The organism is Alsobacter sp. (genome assembly GCF_059501845.1).
The window spans coordinates 35161-53506 of record NZ_JCACDK010000020.1; the positions used below are offsets into that span (position 1 = coordinate 35161).

Genomic DNA, 18346 nt, shown 5'->3' on the forward strand with positions numbered 1-18346 from the left:
GGCTGGCTCGGTCCCCACGAACCCTCCGGCCTGCAGCCAGGGTGCCGCTCTACGCCACGGATGGCGAGGAGGAGCGACCGGACCATCCGGTGCTCGCCCTGCTGGCACGCCCCAACCCGCGCGATGGCGCCGCCGCCTTCCTGGAGACGCTCTACGGACACCTCGTACTCTCCGGCAACGCCTACGCCGAGGCGGTGACGCTGGAGGGCGTGCCGCGCGAGCTTTACGCGCTGCGGCCGGACCGGATGCGCGTGGTACCCGGCGCCGACGGCTGGCCGCCCGCGTGGGACTACACGGTGTGTGCCTCGACGGTGCGCTTTGCACTCCCGGCGACGCCCTTTACGTAAGACCGAAGCTGTAGCCGCCAAGAGCTCTAAGCGCCGCGGCCGGTGTCAAAACCGATGCCATACTGGGCGAAATAAGAAAACAACTTAACATTGTTCTTCAGCCAGACGAAACAACGCAGTATCGAGGCGCGACCGCAACAATTGTACTGATACGAACAGTCAGGGAGGACACCATGGACTCGGTCATCGAGGCCTTCGTCACGCGCGGCGACCTCGCCGACATCGCGCTGCTGCTGTGGGCGGCAGCCTCGTCCGGCGCGGTGGTGATGCTGCTCAAGGAGCTTTCCCGGGCCAACCGGCGCTTCGATGACTTCGTCCGGGAACTCGCGCGCTTCAACAGCCGGTTCGACGATCGGAATTAGGCTAAGCCCGGGGCGGACCTCGGCTTCAGGGGAAAGAGCGGGTCTGAAGACCCGCGGTCCAACACAAAAGCGGGTCTGAAGACCCGCGGTCCCGGCAAAGAAGCGGGTCTGGAGACCCGCGGTCCGGGGTCGGTCCTGCCGGCCCTTTCTGTTTCAGCACCATGTCATTGCGGAGAAGAACCATGCGCCAAGCCATCGCGGCCGGCGGCGGGGAGGCGCGTCCCGCCCCCGGCGCCGTCATCAGCACTTTCGTCGACGTGCTCGGTCGGCTGGCCGCCGCCTCGCCGGTCGCGGCTCCCGCCCCGGCTCCGCCCCGGGGACGGCGTGTCCTCAGAAAGGGCTGAGGAGGCCGGCTTGCAGGATCACGTCCACCCCTTTCCCTCGGCGCGAAGCGCCCCGTCCTGGCCCGCGGGGCCGTGCCGCAGCGTGCCGCTCGCCCCCATCCCGAGGGCGCCGCCGCGTGCCGCGGAGACCAAGGACTCGGCAGCGCCGCTCGAGCGGACGCAGGCCGGGGCCGCCTTGTTCCAGGGCTATGCCAGCGTGTTCGACGTCGTCGATCTCGGCCGCGACATGGTCCTGCGCGGCGCCTTCGCCGAGAGCCTCGCGCGCCGCGGCACGTCGGGCGTGCGCATGCTCTGGCAGCACGATCCGGCGCAGCCGATCGGTGCCTGGCACGTGCTGCGCGAGGACGCGCGCGGGCTCTTCGTCCGCGGTGCGCTCAACCTCGGGGTGGCCCGGGGTAGGGAGGTTTTCTCCCTCCTGCGCCAGGGCGCCCTCGATGGGCTGTCCATCGGCTTCAAGGCCGTCGGCGCCCGCACCGATCCGCGCAGCGGCATCCGCCGCCTGAGCCGGATCGACCTCTGGGAGATCTCGCTCGTCACCTTTCCGCTGCTGCCTCAGGCACGGGTGCTCGCCGTCGAGGGCGGTCGCGCGGCCGCCGCCTGATCCCGCGTCCGCCGGACGCTCATTTCAGAACGAGGATGTTTCCATGATCATTTCCGAAACCACGCGTCCGGCACTCGAGACCAAGGTCGCCCCCGACCTCGCTTTCGACGAGATGCAGCGCGCGGCGGGCGCTCATCGCCAGACGCAGGACGAAGCCTACGGCGAACTGCAGCTGCGCGGCGCGGCCGATCCACTGCTCGAGGACCGCCTCGCCCGCATCGACCGCGAGCTCGACGAGCAGAAGCGCCGCATGGACCGGTACGCTTTGGCTCGCCAGCGCCCGGCTCTCGCCGGCTCGGAGGAGGAGAAGTCCGACCCGATGCTGCGCGAGCACAAGGCAGCCTTCTCTCGCTACATCCGCAGCGGCGAGGCGGCCGGCCTGAAGACGCTGGAGGCGAAGGCGACCTCCCTGTCGGCCGGCTCTGGACCGGATGGCGGCTTCCTCGTGCCGCCTCCCGTGGAGCGCGAGCTGCTGCGGCGCATGTCGACGATCTCGCCGATCCGGGCTCTCGCCTCAGTGCGCGAGATTTCGACGAGCACGTTCAAGAAGGCCTACTCCACCACCGGTCCGGGGGCAGGCTGGGTCGCGGAAACCGCGGCACGTCCGCAGCTCTCCAGCCAGGTCCTCGCCGAGATGAACTTCCCGGCCATGGAGATCTACGCCATGCCGTCGGCGACGCAGACGCTGCTCGACGATGCGGCAGTCGACATCGAGCAGTGGATCGCAGAGGAGGTCGACACCGTTTTTGCCGAGCAGGAGGCGACCGCCTTCGTCAATGGCGACGGCGTCGGCAAGCCCACGGGCTTCATGACGGCACCCAAATCGACACAGGCCACCTGGACATGGGGCAAGCTGGGCTACGTCGTGTCAGGCGCGGCCGGAAACTTCGCAGCTGCCAACGCCTCCGATGCGTTGGTCGACCTCATCTACGCTCTCAAGCCCGGCTACCGGCAGAACGCCACCTTCGTGATGACGCGACGGGCCCAGGCGGCGGTCCGCAAGCTGAAGGCGACGACTGGCGAGTATCTGTGGCATCCGCCCGCGGCCATCGGCCAGCCGGCAACGCTGATGAACTTTCCCGTCGCGGAAGCTGAGGACATGCCGGAGATCGCGGCCGACAGCTTCTCGATCGCGCTCGGGGATTTTCGCAGAGGCTATCTCGTCGTGGACAGGATGGGCGTGCGCGTCCTGCGCGACCCCTATTCGGTGAAGCCCTACGTCCTGTTCTACACGACCAAGCGCGTCGGCGGCGGCATCCAGGACTTCGATGCCATCAAGCTGCTGAAGTTCGGCACCACCTGAACAGGCTCAATCCAGCGAGCGGCCCCAGCGCTGCAGGGTCTTATCGATCCAGCCGCGCTGCGGGCCGACGAGGACGGCCTGGGTGAGGGCGCCGCAGCCGCGGCCGGAGGCGCCTTCCGCAAACGCGGTCACCGCGACGATGCCACCGTCGTCTGCGAAAACCGGCCCACCGGAATCGCCGGCGCACGCACCGGCCCCGGCGGCCCGGCCTGAGGACAGCCAGAGCAGCAGGCTCGACGGCCCATAGGGCTCGACGATACCGACGCTGACGCTGCGGAAATGGCCGCCGGTGTCGGCGCCGGCGTCCGACACGACGCCCCATCCGGCTACCGTCACGGTTTCGCCCGGCCGGGGCGCCGGCGCGGCCGACAGCGCGACCGGCTGGAACGAAGCGGGCAGCGGCTCCGCGAGGCGCACGAGAGCGAGGTCGACCGACTTCTTCCGGGCCTTCACGGCATCAGCGACATAACCGGGGTGAACGGCGACGGCCGCCGGCTCGACCATCACCGGTTCGCCACCGGCATCGCGCCAATGGACCCTGTGGCCGGCGGAGCTTGCGACGCAATGCGCCGCCGTGAGCAGCACGTCTGGCGCGATGACCGAGGCGGAGCAGAAGCCCCCGCGATCGTTGAGGATCATCACGGCATGGCGGGACAGGGCCGGATCCTCCCGGCCGCCGACGATGGCAAGGGCCGGCGCGGCAAAGGCCGCCAGCACGGCCACGGCGCCCACGATGCTCCTGAGATGCATGCCAGTTCCCTCCCGGCGAAACCCGGCGAGCCCATACCACGTCCACGCCAACAGGGGAGGCCGCAATGGGTCTCAAGCTCGTCACGCCACCCGCGGCCGACATCCTCTCGCTGCAGGAGGCAAAGTCCTGGCTGAAGCTGGAGACGGCTGACGACGACGCGCTGGTGACCGCCCTTGTCACCGCTGCGAGGCTCGCCGTGGAAGGCGCTTGCGCGCGCAAGCTCGTGGCCCAGCAATGGATCTGGACGCTCGACGCCTGGCCCCCCGGCCGGGTGATAAGGCTGCCGCTTTCGCCGCTGCTGTCGGTGATCGCCCTGCGTGTCTCGACCTCGGCAACCCAGACGGTCACGCTCCCCTTAAGCTCGCTCACGGTGGATAACACCTCGGATCCGCCGCGGATCGTCCTCTCGGATGTGCCGGCGCCGGGGCTTGCCGCATCCTCCATCGCGGTCGAGGCCGTCTTTGGATATGCGGCGTCGCCCCCCGGCGTGCCCGAGCCGCTGCGCCATGCGGCACGGCTGATGCTGGCCGCGCTTTACGAGAACCGGGGGGAAAATCCCGGCATGGTGACGCTCCCGCCCGCCGCGGCGGCGCTCATCGAGCCTTATCGGGCCCGGAGGCTGTCGTGACCCCCGTCGGTGCCATGCGCAGGCGGCTCGTGCTGGAGAAGCCGCAGGAAACCCCGGACGCCGCGGGCGGCGTGCGCAGGACCTTCATCGCGGCAGCGACGCTGTGGGGCCGTGTCGAGCCGTTGCAGGCGCAGGAACGGATTGCCGCCGAAAGCGCCGGCCAGACCCTGACCCACCGCATCACACTGCGCTGGACGTCCCTCGCCGACGCGTCCTGCCGGTTCCGGCTGGGATCCGCGCGCATCTTCACCGTCCGCACGGTTTTCGACCCGGATGAGAGGCGGCGCACGCTTCTGTGCCTTTGCGAGGAGGTGCGTCCATGAGCGCGGGCCCCCTGATTGCCCTGCGGACGGCCGTGCGCGCCCGTCTTGTCGCCGATGCCGGCCTTACGGCGCTCCTCGGCGGCGAGAGGGTCTATGACGAGGCGCCGCGCGGCGCGACGCCGCCCTACGTGACCTTCACCGAGGCCTCCGCGCGTGCCTGGCCGGATGGTGGCAGTCCCGGCCATGCCCACGACTTCGCGCTGGTCGCGTGGTCGGACCAGGGCGGCGATACCGAGGCGCTCACCATCGTCGACACCATGGCCGTGCTGCTCGACGACGCACCATTGGCGCCGACGGGGCACCGCCTCGTGTTGATCCGCGTCACGGCCCAGGAAACGGCGCGGCCCGATGCGGAGGGCCGGCGGCGGGCAACCCTTCGGCTCGAGGCACTCACCGAGCCGGCCTGATCGGCGCACTCCATTCCGGAAAGGACGAGACATGGCTGCCCAGAAAGGCAAGGACCTGCTTCTCAAGCTCGATGGCGGATCGGGTGCGTTCGTCACCGTCGCCGGCCTGCGCTCCCGCAGGCTCACCTTCAACGCCGAAGCGATCGACGTCACCAACGCCGATTCCGTCGGGCGCTGGCGCGAGCTCCTGTCCGGCGCCGGCGTGCGGCGTGCTTCGCTCTCCGGGACGGGCGTTTTCCGCGACGAGCAGTCGGACATGCTGGTCCGGCAGTTGCTGTTCGACCAGGCCGTCCGCGACTGGCAAGTCATCATTCCGGACTTCGGCACCGTGCAGGGCCCGTTCCTCGTCGCGAGCCTGGAATACCGCGGGGAATACGCGGCGGAGGTGACCTTCGACCTCGCTCTGGAGAGCGCGGGATCCCTCTCCTTCACAGCGATCACGGGGTGAGGGGATGGCCAATCGCGCGCGTGGCGAGATCGAGGCCCAACTGGGTGACCGCCGGCTGACCCTGTGCCTGACACTCGGGGCGCTCGCGGAACTCGAGGCCGGCTTCGGCGTGGAAGACCTGTCCGGGCTGGGCGAGCGCTTCGGCGCCGGCCGCTTTTCGGCCCGGGACGTCACCCGCATCCTGGGTGCGGCGGCGCGCGGAGGGGGGACGCCGCTCACCGATTCCGAGGTCGGTGCGTTGCCGATTCCCGGAGGGATCCCGGGAGCACTCGCGACGGTTCTCGATCTGCTCGAGGTTACGTTCAGCTCCGGGGACGGTCCTGTCGGCCGCCCCTGAGCGCCGCAGGACGCCGGTCCGTTCCGCCCGCGGGAATCCCCTCCCGCCCGCGCGGCTGGGATGCGGCTCTGGCCTTCGGGCTCGGCGTCCTGCGGCTGTCCTCACGGGATTTCTGGGCCCTCACGCCGCGCGAGCTCGATGCGGCCCTGCGCGGCGCAATCGGGCGCTTCGCCGCGGAAGCCGACGCCGTGCCGTCGCTGGGTGACTTCGAAGATCTCCTGGCCGCCTTCCCTGACGAGGCTGCCTGAACACCCCTTGCAGCAGGAGAACTCATGGCCACGCAGCCCACTCGCCAGGCAGCAGCCGCGTCCGAGGCCCTCAAGACGCTCGGCGACATGTCGCGCAGCTTCGAGCGCACCATGTCCGACGCGTTCGTCAAATCGGCCGTGCAGGGCAAGCGCTTCGAGGACGTGCTCAAGTCCGTCGGCAGCCGGCTTCAGTCGATCGGCACGTCGGCAGCGCTCGGACCGCTCGAAGCGTTGCTCGGCAAAGCCGCCGGCGCGCTGACGGAGAGCCTCGCAGGCGCCGCGGCGGGAGGCATAGGCTCGCTCCTGTCCGGGTTGGGCGGGGCCGCTCAGCTCGGCTCGGCTGCAAAGACCGGGCATCTGTCGGTCTATGCGCGCGGCGGCGTGCTGGATGGTCCGGCCATGTTCCCGATGCAGGGAGGTGCCGGCCTCGCGGGCGAGGCCGGTCCCGAAGCGATCATGCCGCTGGCCCGTGGCACCGACGGCAGGCTGGGCGTCCGGGCGTCTGGCGGCACGGTGCAGGTGACGGTGAACGTCACGACGCCGGATGCCGACAGCTTCCGCCGGTCGGAAGCACAGGTGACAGCTGCGCTGGCGCGCGCCGTCGCCCGCGGTCAGCGGGGCCTCTAGGCGACTTCACGCAATCCGGGCGCTCTCCGCAAAGTACATGCAGAGGTTGAGTTTCGCTTTTCAACACGCTGCGATGACTCACGAAACGGCGAAGACCCGCTATGGGCGCACCCGTCCGGTCTGACCTCAGGCCGCGGCTCGCAGCATCGCTGCGATCTCGTCCTTCAGCTTCAGGCGCCGCTTCTTGAGATCCTCGAGCGCGGCATCACCAGTCGGCTCCACCTCGGATTCGATGCGGTGGATCTCCCGGTTCAGGTGCTCGTAGGTGTCGGCGAGGCGCGCGAAATGCGCATCCCCGATCTTGAGCCGGCTGATGGCTGCGGCGGAGCCGGGGAACTCTTCGTGCAGGCCGTGCGGAACATGCGTCATCGGAATCCTCCAATGCCGAGATGCAACCCCGTGAGCCAAGCCAACGCCTTGATGTGAGTCAACAGTAAAGGAGGATGCATGCCCGCCGCCTTTCACGAGGTGCTGTTTCCGCTCGACGTCGCCCTGCGCGGACGCGGCGGCCCGCAAAGGCGCACCGAAATCGTCGTCACCGGTTCAGGCCGCGAGGAACGCAACCAGCGCTGGGCCCATGCCAGGCGCCGGTACGAGGCAGGATACGGCGTGCGCGGCCTCGCCGCCCTGCACGAGGTGCTCGCGTTTTTCGAGGAACGGCGGGGCCGGCTCTACGGCTTCCGCTGGCGCGACCGGCTGGACGACCGCTCCTGCGCGCCTGGGCGGGAGCCGTCGCCCGTCGACCAGAAGATCGGCACGGGGGACGGCACCACGGCGACGTTTGCCCTCGCCAAGAAGTACGGGGCCAATTTCGCTCCCTATTCGCGCCCGATCGCCAAGCCAGTTGCGGGAAGCGTCACGGTGGCGGTGGGCGGGACACCTGTTCAGGGCACCCGCTTCGACGTCGACACGGCGCGCGGCCTGGTGACGTTCCGGGCCGGGGCGATCCCTGCCGCCGGAGCTGCAGTCACCGCGGGCTTTCGGTTCGACGTGCCGGTCCGGTTCGACGCCGACGAGATCATCGTCGATCTCGATGCCTTCACCGCCGGCGCCATTCCCAGCATCCCGCTCGTCGAAATCGTCCCCTGACGGGGCAAGTCGGAGATCAATCGTGCGCAATCTTCCCGAAACGCTGGCCGCGAGCCTTGCCGGAGGTGCGACGACGCTGGCCCGCTGCTGGATCCTGACCCGTGCCGACGGCATCGTCATGGGCTTCACGGACCATGACCGCGACCTCGTCGTCGACGGGATCACCTGTGCCGCGGCATCGGGGCTCGCCGCGGCCGAAGCCCAGGCGGAGCTCGGCTTCGCTGCCGGCGGGGGAGAGGTCCAGGGTGCGCTCGTCTCGCCGGGGCTCGACGAGGACGACCTGTCCGCCGGCCGGTGGGATGCCGCTCGCGTCATAGTCTGGCTGGTCGACTGGTCGCAACCTTCGGTGCGGATCAGGCTGCAGTCCGGCACCGTCGGCGAGATCCGCCGGGCGGGCACGGCCTTCACCGCGGAGATCCGCGGACCCGCGGTGGCGCTCGACGAGGAGCGGGGGCGCATCTTCGGCTCGACATGCGACGCCGACCTCGGCGACGGGCGCTGCGGCATCGACCTCACGACGTCCGCGCTCCGAGGCCAGGGCACCGTTTCTGCCACTGACGGGCGCGGTTACCTCACCTGTTCCGCTCTTGCGGGGCAGGCGGACGGCCTCTTCACCGGCGGCAGGATCACCTTCACGTCGGGTGCCAATACGGGCTGGAGCATCGAGGTGCGCCGGCACAGGGCGGCGCCGGGCGGGGCCGAGTTGGACCTGTGGCGGGAGGCGGCGCTGGCGCTGTCCCCCGGCGACGCCTTCACCGTGGCAGCCGGATGCGACCGTCGCTTCGAGACCTGCCGGGACCGCTTCGCCAATGTCGCGCGGTTCCGCGGCTTCCCGCACATGCCCGGCAATGACTTCGTGATGCGCGGCGCAAGGCAGGGCGAGGCGGGGATGGACGGCGGGAGCCTGTTCCGATGACCGCCCTGCTCGAGACGCACGACGGGCGATCCGCCGCCTCCGCCGTCGTCGCGGAGACCCGCCTGTGGATCGGGACGCCCTACCTGCACGCCGGCTCCCTGCGGGGCGTCGGGTGCGACTGCCTGGGCCTGGTGCGGGGAGTGTGGCGCGCCCTCTACGGCTCCGAGCCGGAGGATCCCGGTCCCTACACCGCCGACTGGGCCGAGGCGAGCGGGGAGGAGCGTCTGGCCGACGCGGCCACGCGCCACCTCGCGCCGGTTCCGGGGAGGACATGGGAAGCCGGCGATCTCCTGATCCTGCGCTGGCGCGAGGGGTTCCCCGCCAAGCATCTCGGCATCGCCACCGGGGCCGACACCATGGTTCACGCCCATGACGGTGCCTGCGTCGCCGAGGTCGCCGTCGGCGTGTGGCGGACCCGGGTGGCGCATGTGTTCCGGTTCCCGCCTCTGCCGCTGCAACCCGGGAACGGAGAGGAGCGCCGATGAGCACGCTGATCTTTCAGGCCGCGGGCACGATTGCCGGCGGCGCGATCGCGGGTCCGGCGGGCGCCCTCGTGGGAGGCGCCCTCGGCGCGGGCCTCGGCAGCCTCGTGGATACGGCGCTCATCGGACGGTGGGGAAAAGCGCGCAAGGTTCAGGGGCCGCGCCTCGCCACGCTGCCCGGCATCGGCTCGGCCGAGGGTGCCCCGATTCCGAGCGTTTACGGGCGGGCCCGTGTCGGCGGGCAGGTGATCTGGGCGACGCGGTTCGTCGAGGACGTTTCCGTCCAGCGCACGAAGTCCGGCGGCAAGGGAGGAGGCGGGCAGAAGACCGTCACGACCACCTATTCCTACTACGCCAACATCGCCGTGGGCCTTTGCCGGGGGCGGATTGCCCTCATTCGCCGGATCTGGGCGGACGGCAGGGAGCTCGACCTCACCACGCTGGGATTGCGCCTCTACCGCGGAACGGAGGATCAGCAGCCTGACCCGCTGATCGTGGCGAAGGAGGGGGAGGCGAACGCCCCGGCCTATCGCGGCGTGGCCTATGTCGTGTTCGAGCGCTTCCCGCTGGCCGATTTCGGCAACCGGGTGCCGCAGCTGTCCTTCGAAGTGTTGCGCCCCGTCGGCGGCCTCTGCGAGCACCTGACGGCGGTGACGGTGATCCCGGGGGCGGGGGAGTTCGCGCTGAACCCCGGCCCGGTGCTGCGCACGGCGGGATCGTCCTGGGCGCGTGAGAACACGCATGTCCTGACCCATGACAGCGACTGGCGTGCCTCGATCGACGCATTGCAGGGCCTCTGCCCAAACCTGCGCAACGTTTCGCTGCTGGTGTCCTGGTTCGGGGACGACCTGCGTCTGGAAGCGTGCACCGTCGCGCCGCGCGTCGTCAGCCAGCAGCGCAGCAATTCCGGCGGGCGCTGGCAGGTGTGCGGCCAGCAGCGCTGGGAGGCACGGGAGACCTCCAGCGTGGACGGCAGGTCAGCCTATGGCGGCACGCCGACCGACGCGGGCGTCGTGGCGGCCATCCGGGACCTGAAGGCGCGCGGCCTCGCCGTGACCCTCTACCCGTTCCTCATGATGGACGTGCCGCCCGGGAACGCACGCCCTGATCCGTGGACCGGTGCGAACGCCCAGCCCGCCTATCCCTGGCGCGGCCGAATCACCTGCACCCCGGCGCCCGGCCAGACCGGGTCCCCCGACGCCACCACCGCGATCAATGCGGCCGTCGCGCGCTTCTTCGGGACGGCACTGCCCGGCCACTTCGGCACTGCCGGCGACGCGGTCGTCTATACCGGGCCGGCGGAGTGGAGCCTCCGGCGGCAGGTGCTGCACTACGCCAGGCTTGCGGCGATCGCCGGCGGCGTGGACGCCTTCATCATCGGCTCGGAATTCGTGGGGCTGACCCGGCTTCGGTCGGCGCCGGGCACCTACCCGGCCGCAGCCCGCTTCGCCCAGCTTGCCGCCGACGTCCGCGGCATGCTGGGACCGGCGACGAAGATCGTCTATGCTGCCGACTGGACCGAGTATGGCGCCCATGTTCCCGCGCCGGGCGAGGTCCGGTTCCCGCTCGATCCGCTCTGGTCCTCTTCTTCCATCGACGCCATCGGCATTGACGCGTGGTGGCCGCTGACGGACTGGCGCGACGGACCTTTGCATCGCGACCGCGCCCTCGCACGCGATGCGGCCGACCCCGACTACCTCTTCGCGCGAACCGCAGCCGGCGAGGCCTATGACTGGTACTACGGCGACGATGCCGCCAGGACGGCCCAGGAGCGCAGCGCCATCGGCAGCGGCGGGGCCGACGACTGGGTGTTTCGCCAGAAAGACGTCGCCGGATGGTGGTCGAGCACGCACGTGGAGCGCGTTGCAGGCAAACCGGTGCGGACAACCGCGTGGAAACCGGGCCAGAAGCCGGTCTGGCTGACGGAGTTCGGTTGCCCGGCCGTCGACAAGGGAGGCAACGGTCCAAACGCCTTCCCCGACCCGAAATCCTCGGAAGGCCGCCTGCCGCCCTTTTCGTCTGGCGGCCGCGACGATCTCGTCCAGCATCGCGTCCTGGAGGCGACGCTGAAGCGGTTCGACCCGGGATTTCCGGGCCATGTGCCGCAGCCGACGGCCCCGGGCGCCCCCGATGCGACGGCCATGGTGCCTGCAGGCCGCATGTATGCCTGGTGCTGGGATGCGCGGCCTTTCCCTTCATTCCCGGCTCAAAGCGACACTTGGAGCGATGCCGGCGCGTGGCGCACCGGGCACTGGCTGACAGGCCGGCTGGAGGGCGCGCCGGTGGACCGGCTCGTCGCAGCCATGCTGGCCGATGCGGGCCTGACCGCGAGCTTCGAGGGCGTGGACGGCTTCTGCGACGGCTACGTCGTCGACCGGCCCATGTCTCTTCGGGCAGCCATCGAGCCGCTGGCGGACCTCTACGGCTTCGACCTCGCCGTCTCGGCGGATGGCCTGCGTTTCGTCGGGCGCTCGGTCACGCCAATCGTCGACCTCGCGATCGGCGACCTCGTGCCCGACGATGAAGGTGCAACGGTGCATCTCGCGCGGGCGGAGGAAAGCGAGCTTCCCCACGCCCTGACCGTGACCTACATCGACGGCGAGGCCGACTTTTCAAGCGCGACGGCCTCGTCCCGTCGCCTCTCGGGTTCGGGCCGGCGCGAAGCATCTCTCTCCTTGCCCGCGGCGCTCCCGGCCGAGCAGGCGGCCCGACTGGCGGACATCGCGCTTCACGAGACGTGGGCGGGGCGTGAGGCGGCGGAGTTCACGGTCCGTCCGGGGCTGCTCGCCATAGAGCCGGGCGATACCGTCAGGCTGCCTGAGGCCCGTGGCTCCGGCCTGTTCCGGGTCGAGCGGATCACGGACGGTGCAGCGCGCAAGATCGCCGCCCGTGCCGTGCAGCCGGGACTTTCCGAGGCCGCAGCGGGTGCTGGAACCCTGCGCCGTGCTGCCTCGCCGGCACTGTCCGGCCCGGCGCAGGTGGTCGTGATCGACTGGCCCACGGCCGATGCCGACCCGCCCTTGCTTCAGTCGCTGGCTGTCGCGGCCGACCCGTGGCCGGGCCCGGTGGCCGTCTGGCGCTCCGTCGACGGAGCGTCCTTCGACCTTTTCACGGTGGCGCAGTCTCCGTCGCGGATCGGCCGCACGCTCGCCACCCTTCCCGCGGGACCCGCATGGCGCTTCGACGACGCGGCGGTTCTCGAGGTCGAGCTCGACTCCGGAATGCTCTCGGCCAGCGGAGATGCCGGCGCACTCGACCTGTCGAGCAGTCTCGCGATCCGGCACGCATCCGGCCTCTGGGAGGTCGTCGGCTTCAGCCGCAGCGAGCTCATCGGACCGCGCCGCTGGCGCCTGACGCGCCTCGTTCGCGGATGCGGCGGGCGCGAGCACCTTTGCGCCGCGGAAATTCCGGCGGGAAGCACTGCCGTCGTGATCGACGGCAGCGTCGTTCCGGTGGGGTCCGGGTTGTCGGCGCTGGGGTCGGCCTGGATCTACCGCGTCGGCCCGGCAGACCGAAGCGTCGGCGATCCCACCATGGCCGGCTTCACCGCCACGCCCGAACCGGAAGCGCTTCGCCCCCTCGCTCCAGTGGAGGTTCGGGCGACGCGGGGACCGGACGGCATCACCCTGGCCTGGACGAGACGGGGCCGCCTGCATTCCGACACGTGGAACCTCGCCGAGGTTCCGCTGGACGAGGCCTCGGAGAGCTACACCGTCGAGATACTGGCGGGCACGGTCGTGAAGCGCGTGCTGGCGGCGGATCGCCCGTCGCTGCTCTACGCGGCCGGCTCCGAGGCGGCCGACTTCGGGTCGCCGCAGGAGACGCTCGTCGTTCGCATCTCGCAGGTCAGCTCTCTCGTCGGCGCCGGCCGGCCGGCAATGGCAACTCTCACCATCGGCTGAGGCCGGAGCGGAGACACTCCCATGGATACGACGAACCGGCTGGGGCTGCCTTATCTGGCAGCTGCCCAATCGCAGAAGCATGTCACGCTCAATGAAAGCCTGCGCGCGCTCGACGCGCTGGTCCAGGTCGGCGTGGTCGCCGCCGACGCGGCAGCTCCCCCAGCCGTGCCCTCGGAAGGCGACCGGTACATCGTCGGAGAAGCTCCGACCGGAGCCTTTGCCGGCAAGAGGGGGCAGCTCGCTGCCTTCGACGACGGCGCCTGGCGGTTCACCGCGCCGCGTGCGGGGTGGATCGCCTTCACGGTGGCCGGCGACAGGCTCCTGCTCTTCGATGGGGCCGCGTGGCGCGACGTCGCGACAGTCATTCGTCGCCTCGGCGACCTGACCGGGCTCGGCATCGGCACGCAGCCTGATTCCACCAACGCCTTCTCGGCGTCGCTGAACGCAGCGCTGTTCGCCGCCCGCGCGCCCGCCGACGGCGGAACAGGCGACGTGCGCGTGACCTTGAACCGGACAGCCACCGGCAGGACCGCCTCATTCCTGTTCCAGAACGCATGGTCCGGGCGCGCAGAGCTCGGGCTCGCCGGCGACGACCTGCTGCGGATCCGGACCTCAGCTGACGGTAATCTCTGGAACGATGCGCTGACGGCCGATCCCGTCACCGGCTCCGTGAAGCTGCCGGGCGGCATAGCGGCCTGCGGCGGCCAGGCCATGGCGGCGTTCCGCAACCATGTCGTCAATGGCGACTTCCAGGTTGCGCAGAGGGGCGAAGGGCCTTTCGCAGTTTCCGTGGGAGGGAGCTACGGCTTCGATCTCTGGCGCGGCGCGCTCACGGGCGCCGGGTCCGGTGCGCTGACCCGCACGGCTTTCGCGCCCGGGCAGGCTGCCGTTCCGGGCGGCCGCTTCTACGCGACGCTGACGGCGACCATCGCGGCATCCAACAGCTCTGCGGACCTGCAGACCCGTCTGGAAGATGTGGCGCGTCTTGCCGGCCTCAGGGTCACGCTTTCCTGCAGCTACCGGACATCGGCAGCCGTCGCCGTGCAAGCCGTCCAGGTGTTCGGAACGGGCGGCAGCGCCTCCGTGACGATCCCGATCCTTGCGCTCACCGCCGCCGCGGGCTGGACGAGGCGGAGCGCCACCTTCGTGATGCCTGCAGTCGCCGGGCAGACCGTCGGCGTCGGATCCTACACGGCTTTGCGCTTCGTTCTCCCGGGCGGAAACAGCGCGGGCGTGTCATTCGACCTCGCCGACGTGCAGCTCGAGGAGGGGCCGGTCGTCACGGCCTTCGAGCGACGGCCGCCTGCCGTCGAGACGATGCTGGCACGCCGTTTCCTTCGCCGATCGGCCACGGTTCAGCAGGCCGGTGATCTCGCGCCGGACATGCGGGCTTCCCCGGTCCAGAGCGGGGCGGCGCCGGCTTTCTTCTATTCGGCGGAGCTGTGACGCCCATGCGCGATAGCTTCCCGCAGTCGGTGGCCCTCGTCCTCTCGCTAGAGGGCGGGTACGTGGACAACGCCGCCGATCCCGGCGGTCCGACCAATTTCGGCATCACACTCGCGACGCTGGCCAGGGCTCGCGGCGCAGCCGTCACCGCGGCCGACGTCCGGGCCCTGCGCCGGGACGAAGCCACGCAGATCTACCGGCGGCTTTATTGGGATGCGGCCGGCGCCGATGCGCTGCCGGCCGGGATCGACCTCGCCGTCTTCGACTGCGCCGTCCACAGCGGACCGCGCCGGGCCGTTCTGATGCTGCAGGAGCAACTCGGCGTCACGACGGACGGCGTGTGCGGTCCGCTGACCGCCGGCGCCGCCCGGCGCTGCGACGCGCTGGTTCTGCTCGGCAAGCTCGAGGCGAGCCGGCGGACATTTCTCGGACGGCTGCCGGGCGCACCGGTGTTCATCCGGGGCTGGCGCAGTCGCGTCACCACCGTTCACCGGGCCGCCCGTGCAATGGCCCGCGCCAACACCCCTCCATCACCGCAGAAGGAAGCCGCCATGAGCGACACAAAGTCCATTCTCTCCAGCCGCACCGTGTGGTCCAATCTCGTGGGACTCGCCGCCATCGGGCTTTCACTCGGCGGGTTCGACGTCGCGGGCTTTGACAGCGGCCCGCTCGTCGACGCCGGATTGCAGGTCGTCGCGGGCGCGAGCTTCGTGGCCTCGACACTTTTCCGCGTGCTCGCCACCCGCAAGCTTGCCGCCGGGGCGTGAGGCGGCCGGCGTTCAGGCAAGGTTCACCTGCGCCGGTCAGGATTGGGACATGCGAGGGATAGAGGCGCTCGCCCTTCTAGCACTGTCCGCCTTCGTCGCCGCTCCCGCGGCGGCGGAGGAGCCGGCCCGCGCGTCGAAATCCGCGTGCCTCGACGAGGCGGAGATCCATGCCGAGGTCGGCTCGCGCCGCGTGGTGTCGCAGGTTGCGGCGCTGCGGGCCGCACGCGCCGCCAAGGGCGGGGAGCCCGTGCGGGCTCGCCTATGCCGGAGCGAATCGGGCCTTGTTTATGCCATCACCTCGCTGAAGAAGGACGGCAAGGTCGTCCACGTCGTGATCGACGCGTCCTCCGGCAAGGTGATCGGGGACTGAACGGGAGAGCTGTTCCGTGCGCCTGCTCGTCGTCGAGGACGACAAGGACCTCAACCGTCAGATCGTTGCAGCGCTGGAACAGGCCGGCTACGCCGTCGACCGCGCGCTCGACGGCGAGGAAGGGCATTACCTCGGAGACACCGAGCCGTACGATGCCGTCATCCTGGACCTCGGCCTTCCCAAGATGGACGGCGTCGCGGTCCTGCAGGCTTGGCGGCGGGCCAGCCGGGCGATGCCCGTTATCATTCTGACCGCACGAGACCGGTGGAGCGACAAGGTGCAGGGCTTCGATGCCGGCGCCGACGACTATGTGGTCAAGCCATTCCACATGGAGGAGATCCTCGCCCGCGTCCGCGCCGTCCTGCGCCGGGCGGCCGGCCATGCGACAAGCGAGCTGACCTGCGGGCCGGTGGTTCTCGACACGCGGTCCGGCCGCGTGACGGTGGACGGCAACCCTGTGAAGCTGACCTCGCACGAGTACCGGCTGATCTCCTACCTGATGCACCATGTCGGCCGTGTCGTGTCGCGGGCCGAGATCATCGACCACCTCTACGAGCAGGATTTCGATCGCGATTCGAACACGATCGAGGTGTTCGTCGGCCGCCTGAGGAAGAAGCTCGGAGTCGACGTGCTGCACACGGTGCGCGGCCTCGGCTACATCATGCAGCCTCCGGAGCAGGACAAGTGAAGCGCACGCGTGCGGGGGGCCTCGCGCGCACGCCGTCCATCGCCACCCGCCTGTTCCTGTCCTCCGCGGTTCTCAGCCTCGTCATCCTGCTGGTCGCAGGGTTCATCCTCTCGGCCATCTACCGGCGGACCACCGAAGATTCGTTCGACGAGCGCCTCCACGTCTATCTCAAGTCGATCGTGGCGGAGGTCGCCTCGCCGGCCGAGACAGAGGGGCCGGTCTCGCCCAGCCTCGGGGAGCCGCGCTTCGACCTGCCGCTCTCGGGGTGGTACTGGCAGGTCTCGCGCATCGACCGGACGCCACCCGAAATCCGGGGATCGACCTCGCTGTTCGGGGACCGGCTGCCTCTCCTGAAGGACTCCGGCGTCGTCGCCGGGCCGGGGGAGTTGCGCGAGGGCTATGCCAAGGGGCCGGACGAGCGGACACTGCGCATCGTCGAGCGGGTCATCGACCTCGGCGACGACGGGCGCTTCCTGATCCAGGTCGGCGCAGACTCCGGGGAGATCGAGGCCGCTATCGTGTCTTTCCGGTGGGCGCTCGGCCTCACCTTCGGACTGCTCGGGCTGGCGCTCGTCACCACCACCGTCATCCAGTTGCGCTTCGGCCTGATGCCGCTCGCAAGGCTCCAGGCGGCAGTCAGCGCGATCCGGCGTGGCGACGCGGCGCGGATCGAAGGCGAGTACGCGGACGACCTCGCGCCTCTGGCTGGAGAGGTCAACCTGCTGCTGGCCCACAACCAGGAAATACTTGACCGTGCAAGGACGCAGGTCGGCAACCTCGCGCATGCGTTGAAGACGCCGCTCAGCGTTCTCGTCAACGAGGCCGGAAGCGATCCCGCGCCGCTGGCATCGAAGATCCGCGAGCAGGCCGACGTCATGCGCGACCAGGTGAACTGGTACCTGGAGCGGGCCAGGGCAGCCGCACGCGCAGGCTTGCTGGGGGCCGCCACCGAGGTCGACCCGGTCATCGAGAGCATCGCGCGGACCCTGGCCAAGATCCACCGCGACCGGGCCGTGGCGTTTGACACGCAATTGGCCACTGGCCTGCGCTTTCGCGGTGAGAGGCAGGATCTCGAGGAGATGGTCGGCAACCTCGTCGACAACGCAGGCAAGTGGGCCCGGGGGCGTGTCCTCGTCTCGGTCGCGCCGGAACCGGACCGGGATGGGCGATCCTACTTGCGGGTCTGCGTCGACGACGATGGACCAGGCCTGCCCCCCGAATCGCGGGCCGAGGTGCTGCGCCGGGGCGCGCGCCTCGACGAGACAAAGCCCGGCTCGGGGTTGGGGCTCTCAATCGTCGCCGACCTCGCGCAACTCTATGGCGGCGGGCTCGTGCTCGACGGATCGCCGCTCGGCGGCCTCAGGGCGGAGCTGAGACTGCCGGCGCTCTGAACTGCCATGCTTTCGCCCGGGTCCTGTCAGAGACCCCGCGACCGTGGGGGCGGCCCGCTGCCGGTCCCGCTTCGAGCGGAGATTTTTCTGACATGACATTCAGGACATTGATTGCGGCGGGCACCGCCATTGCGATCGCGCTGGGCGCGGCCGGTTGCTCGCAAACCACAGGCCCCAACGAAGCCGGCGGGACGGTGCTCGGCGCCGTCGCGGGCGGTTTGATTGGAAGCCGCTTCGGCGGCGGGGCAGGGAAGGTCGCGGCCGTCATGGCCGGAACGATGATCGGCGGCTTCCTCGGCAACCAGGTCGGGCGGTCGTTCGACGACGAGGCGCAGGCGCGCGCGGCGGAAGCGCAGGCTGCCGCGATCGCCTCCGGCCGCCGCTCGGAATGGCGCGGACAGAGCGGTTCCTATGGCTATATCGAGCCGGGACCCGCCTATACCGACTCCAGCGGAACCTGCCGAACCTACTCGCACACGATCTACATCGACGGGCGGCCGAGGAACGGCACGGGGACGGCCTGCAGGAACCCGGATGGCACGTGGCAGATCGTCAGCTGAGACGTTGAG

The 18346-nt window shown here is 70.2% G+C and carries 24 protein-coding genes; 22 read left to right on the plus strand and 2 right to left on the minus strand.

Annotation, left to right across the window (positions count from 1 at the left end):
• Positions 1–41: 41 nt before the first annotated feature.
• The 5 genes from AC5JCN_RS24585 (at position 42) to AC5JCN_RS24605 (ending at position 2957) form a co-directional block, all read left to right on the plus strand.
• Positions 42–347 carry a phage portal protein gene (locus AC5JCN_RS24585; RefSeq protein WP_495757777.1) on the plus strand — a complete coding sequence of 102 codons (306 nt, stop codon included), beginning with the start codon at positions 42–44 and terminating at the stop codon, positions 345–347.
• A gap of 173 nt (positions 348–520) precedes the next feature.
• Complete coding sequence (locus tag AC5JCN_RS24590; RefSeq protein WP_495757778.1) at positions 521–709, plus strand: hypothetical protein; 189 nt, start codon at positions 521–523, stop codon at positions 707–709.
• A gap of 182 nt (positions 710–891) precedes the next feature.
• Positions 892–1053 (plus strand): hypothetical protein, encoded by a 162-nt coding sequence (locus AC5JCN_RS24595; RefSeq protein WP_495757779.1) that lies wholly within the window; start codon positions 892–894, stop codon positions 1051–1053.
• Between the two features lie 10 nt (positions 1054–1063).
• Entirely contained in the window at positions 1064–1654 is a 591-nt protein-coding gene (locus AC5JCN_RS24600) for an HK97 family phage prohead protease (RefSeq protein ID WP_495757780.1), read from the plus strand.
• Positions 1655–1697: 43 nt separating this feature from the next.
• A complete protein-coding gene (locus AC5JCN_RS24605) occupies positions 1698–2957 on the plus strand; it encodes a phage major capsid protein (RefSeq protein WP_495757781.1) in 1260 nt (419 codons plus the stop codon).
• A gap of 6 nt (positions 2958–2963) precedes the next feature.
• On the opposite strand, the gene AC5JCN_RS24610 is transcribed toward AC5JCN_RS24605, so the two are convergent.
• Entirely contained in the window at positions 2964–3707 is a 744-nt protein-coding gene (locus AC5JCN_RS24610; RefSeq protein WP_495757782.1) for a trypsin-like serine protease, read from the minus strand.
• 65 nt (positions 3708–3772) lie between these two features.
• Between AC5JCN_RS24610 and AC5JCN_RS24615 the strand changes: the two genes are divergently transcribed.
• The 7 genes from AC5JCN_RS24615 (at position 3773) to AC5JCN_RS24645 (ending at position 6726) form a co-directional block, all read left to right on the plus strand.
• Entirely contained in the window at positions 3773–4336 is a 564-nt protein-coding gene (locus tag AC5JCN_RS24615; protein WP_495757783.1) for a head-tail connector protein, read from the plus strand.
• Positions 4333–4659, plus strand: coding sequence for a phage head closure protein (locus tag AC5JCN_RS24620; protein WP_495757784.1), 327 nt, complete (start codon positions 4333–4335; stop codon positions 4657–4659). The genes AC5JCN_RS24615 and AC5JCN_RS24620 overlap by 4 nt, the downstream gene beginning before the upstream one ends.
• Positions 4656–5066: a DUF3168 domain-containing protein gene (locus AC5JCN_RS24625; RefSeq protein ID WP_495757785.1), complete on the plus strand. Its 411-nt coding sequence runs from the start codon at positions 4656–4658 to the stop codon at positions 5064–5066. The genes AC5JCN_RS24620 and AC5JCN_RS24625 overlap by 4 nt, the downstream gene beginning before the upstream one ends.
• A 31-nt stretch (positions 5067–5097) precedes the next feature.
• Positions 5098–5514, plus strand: a complete 417-nt coding sequence (locus AC5JCN_RS24630; protein ID WP_495757786.1) for a phage major tail protein, TP901-1 family — start codon at positions 5098–5100, stop codon at positions 5512–5514.
• 4 nt (positions 5515–5518) lie between these two features.
• Entirely contained in the window at positions 5519–5851 is a 333-nt protein-coding gene (locus AC5JCN_RS24635; protein ID WP_495757787.1) for a gene transfer agent family protein, read from the plus strand.
• Between the two features lie 68 nt (positions 5852–5919).
• Positions 5920–6099, plus strand: a complete 180-nt coding sequence (locus AC5JCN_RS24640) for a phage tail assembly chaperone (RefSeq protein ID WP_495757941.1) — start codon at positions 5920–5922, stop codon at positions 6097–6099.
• Positions 6100–6123: 24 nt separating this feature from the next.
• A complete protein-coding gene (locus tag AC5JCN_RS24645) occupies positions 6124–6726 on the plus strand; it encodes a phage tail tape measure protein (RefSeq protein WP_495757788.1) in 603 nt (200 codons plus the stop codon).
• A 126-nt stretch (positions 6727–6852) separates the two neighbouring features.
• Here the strand turns inward: AC5JCN_RS24645 and AC5JCN_RS24650 are convergent, their stop codons facing one another.
• A complete protein-coding gene (locus AC5JCN_RS24650) occupies positions 6853–7095 on the minus strand; it encodes an HP1242/YdcH family protein (protein WP_495757789.1) in 243 nt (80 codons plus the stop codon).
• A gap of 78 nt (positions 7096–7173) precedes the next feature.
• Here AC5JCN_RS24650 and AC5JCN_RS24655 point away from each other — a divergent pair, with 78 nt between their 5' ends.
• The 10 genes from AC5JCN_RS24655 (at position 7174) to AC5JCN_RS24700 (ending at position 18337) form a co-directional block, all read left to right on the plus strand.
• On the plus strand, positions 7174–7815 hold the full coding sequence (locus AC5JCN_RS24655) for a phage distal tail protein, Rcc01695 family (RefSeq protein ID WP_495757790.1): 642 nt from the start codon (positions 7174–7176) through the stop codon (positions 7813–7815).
• Between the two features lie 22 nt (positions 7816–7837).
• The gene (locus tag AC5JCN_RS24660) at positions 7838–8731 is read left to right on the plus strand and encodes a phage/gene transfer agent baseplate hub protein (RefSeq protein ID WP_495757791.1); all 894 of its coding nucleotides are present in this window, start codon (positions 7838–7840) and stop codon (positions 8729–8731) included.
• On the plus strand, positions 8728–9216 hold the full coding sequence (locus AC5JCN_RS24665) for a DUF6950 family protein (RefSeq protein ID WP_495757792.1): 489 nt from the start codon (positions 8728–8730) through the stop codon (positions 9214–9216). Before AC5JCN_RS24660 ends, AC5JCN_RS24665 begins: the two co-directional genes overlap by 4 nt.
• The gene (locus AC5JCN_RS24670; protein WP_495757793.1) at positions 9213–13115 is read left to right on the plus strand and encodes a baseplate multidomain protein megatron; all 3903 of its coding nucleotides are present in this window, start codon (positions 9213–9215) and stop codon (positions 13113–13115) included. Before AC5JCN_RS24665 ends, AC5JCN_RS24670 begins: the two co-directional genes overlap by 4 nt.
• Before the next feature lie 21 nt (positions 13116–13136).
• On the plus strand, positions 13137–14561 hold the full coding sequence (locus AC5JCN_RS24675; protein ID WP_495757794.1) for a DUF2793 domain-containing protein: 1425 nt from the start codon (positions 13137–13139) through the stop codon (positions 14559–14561).
• A 5-nt stretch (positions 14562–14566) separates the two neighbouring features.
• Positions 14567–15328, plus strand: coding sequence for a glycoside hydrolase family 108 protein (locus tag AC5JCN_RS24680; protein WP_495757795.1), 762 nt, complete (start codon positions 14567–14569; stop codon positions 15326–15328).
• Positions 15329–15377: 49 nt separating this feature from the next.
• Positions 15378–15698: a PepSY domain-containing protein gene (locus AC5JCN_RS24685; protein WP_495757796.1), complete on the plus strand. Its 321-nt coding sequence runs from the start codon at positions 15378–15380 to the stop codon at positions 15696–15698.
• Between the two features lie 16 nt (positions 15699–15714).
• The gene (locus AC5JCN_RS24690) at positions 15715–16386 is read left to right on the plus strand and encodes a response regulator transcription factor (protein ID WP_495757797.1); all 672 of its coding nucleotides are present in this window, start codon (positions 15715–15717) and stop codon (positions 16384–16386) included.
• Complete coding sequence (locus AC5JCN_RS24695; protein WP_495757798.1) at positions 16383–17777, plus strand: sensor histidine kinase; 1395 nt, start codon at positions 16383–16385, stop codon at positions 17775–17777. Before AC5JCN_RS24690 ends, AC5JCN_RS24695 begins: the two co-directional genes overlap by 4 nt.
• Positions 17778–17869: 92 nt before the next feature.
• Entirely contained in the window at positions 17870–18337 is a 468-nt protein-coding gene (locus tag AC5JCN_RS24700; protein ID WP_495757799.1) for an RT0821/Lpp0805 family surface protein, read from the plus strand.
• Positions 18338–18346: the final 9 nt, after the last annotated feature.

Excerpts from the sequence above, each read along its gene's own strand:
- AC5JCN_RS24635 (WP_495757787.1), top strand. The coding sequence starts at position 5,519 with ATGGCCAATCGCGCGCGTGGCGAGATCGAGGCCCAACTGGGTGACCGC.
- AC5JCN_RS24700 (WP_495757799.1), top strand. The coding sequence starts at position 17,870 with ATGACATTCAGGACATTGATTGCGGCGGGCACCGCCATTGCGATCGCG.
- AC5JCN_RS24650 (WP_495757789.1), bottom strand. The coding sequence starts at position 7,095 with ATGACGCATGTTCCGCACGGCCTGCACGAAGAGTTCCCCGGCTCCGCC.
- AC5JCN_RS24605 (WP_495757781.1), top strand. The coding sequence starts at position 1,698 with ATGATCATTTCCGAAACCACGCGTCCGGCACTCGAGACCAAGGTCGCC.
- AC5JCN_RS24645 (WP_495757788.1), top strand. The coding sequence starts at position 6,124 with ATGGCCACGCAGCCCACTCGCCAGGCAGCAGCCGCGTCCGAGGCCCTC.
- AC5JCN_RS24685 (WP_495757796.1), top strand. The coding sequence starts at position 15,378 with ATGCGAGGGATAGAGGCGCTCGCCCTTCTAGCACTGTCCGCCTTCGTC.
- AC5JCN_RS24590 (WP_495757778.1), top strand. The coding sequence starts at position 521 with ATGGACTCGGTCATCGAGGCCTTCGTCACGCGCGGCGACCTCGCCGAC.
- AC5JCN_RS24630 (WP_495757786.1), top strand. The coding sequence starts at position 5,098 with ATGGCTGCCCAGAAAGGCAAGGACCTGCTTCTCAAGCTCGATGGCGGA.
- AC5JCN_RS24615 (WP_495757783.1), top strand. The coding sequence starts at position 3,773 with ATGGGTCTCAAGCTCGTCACGCCACCCGCGGCCGACATCCTCTCGCTG.
- AC5JCN_RS24625 (WP_495757785.1), top strand. The coding sequence starts at position 4,656 with ATGAGCGCGGGCCCCCTGATTGCCCTGCGGACGGCCGTGCGCGCCCGT.
- AC5JCN_RS24670 (WP_495757793.1), top strand. The coding sequence starts at position 9,213 with ATGAGCACGCTGATCTTTCAGGCCGCGGGCACGATTGCCGGCGGCGCG.
- AC5JCN_RS24675 (WP_495757794.1), top strand. The coding sequence starts at position 13,137 with ATGGATACGACGAACCGGCTGGGGCTGCCTTATCTGGCAGCTGCCCAA.
- AC5JCN_RS24595 (WP_495757779.1), top strand. The coding sequence starts at position 892 with ATGCGCCAAGCCATCGCGGCCGGCGGCGGGGAGGCGCGTCCCGCCCCC.
- AC5JCN_RS24610 (WP_495757782.1), bottom strand. The coding sequence starts at position 3,707 with ATGCATCTCAGGAGCATCGTGGGCGCCGTGGCCGTGCTGGCGGCCTTT.
- AC5JCN_RS24655 (WP_495757790.1), top strand. The coding sequence starts at position 7,174 with ATGCCCGCCGCCTTTCACGAGGTGCTGTTTCCGCTCGACGTCGCCCTG.
- AC5JCN_RS24665 (WP_495757792.1), top strand. The coding sequence starts at position 8,728 with ATGACCGCCCTGCTCGAGACGCACGACGGGCGATCCGCCGCCTCCGCC.
- AC5JCN_RS24680 (WP_495757795.1), top strand. The coding sequence starts at position 14,567 with ATGCGCGATAGCTTCCCGCAGTCGGTGGCCCTCGTCCTCTCGCTAGAG.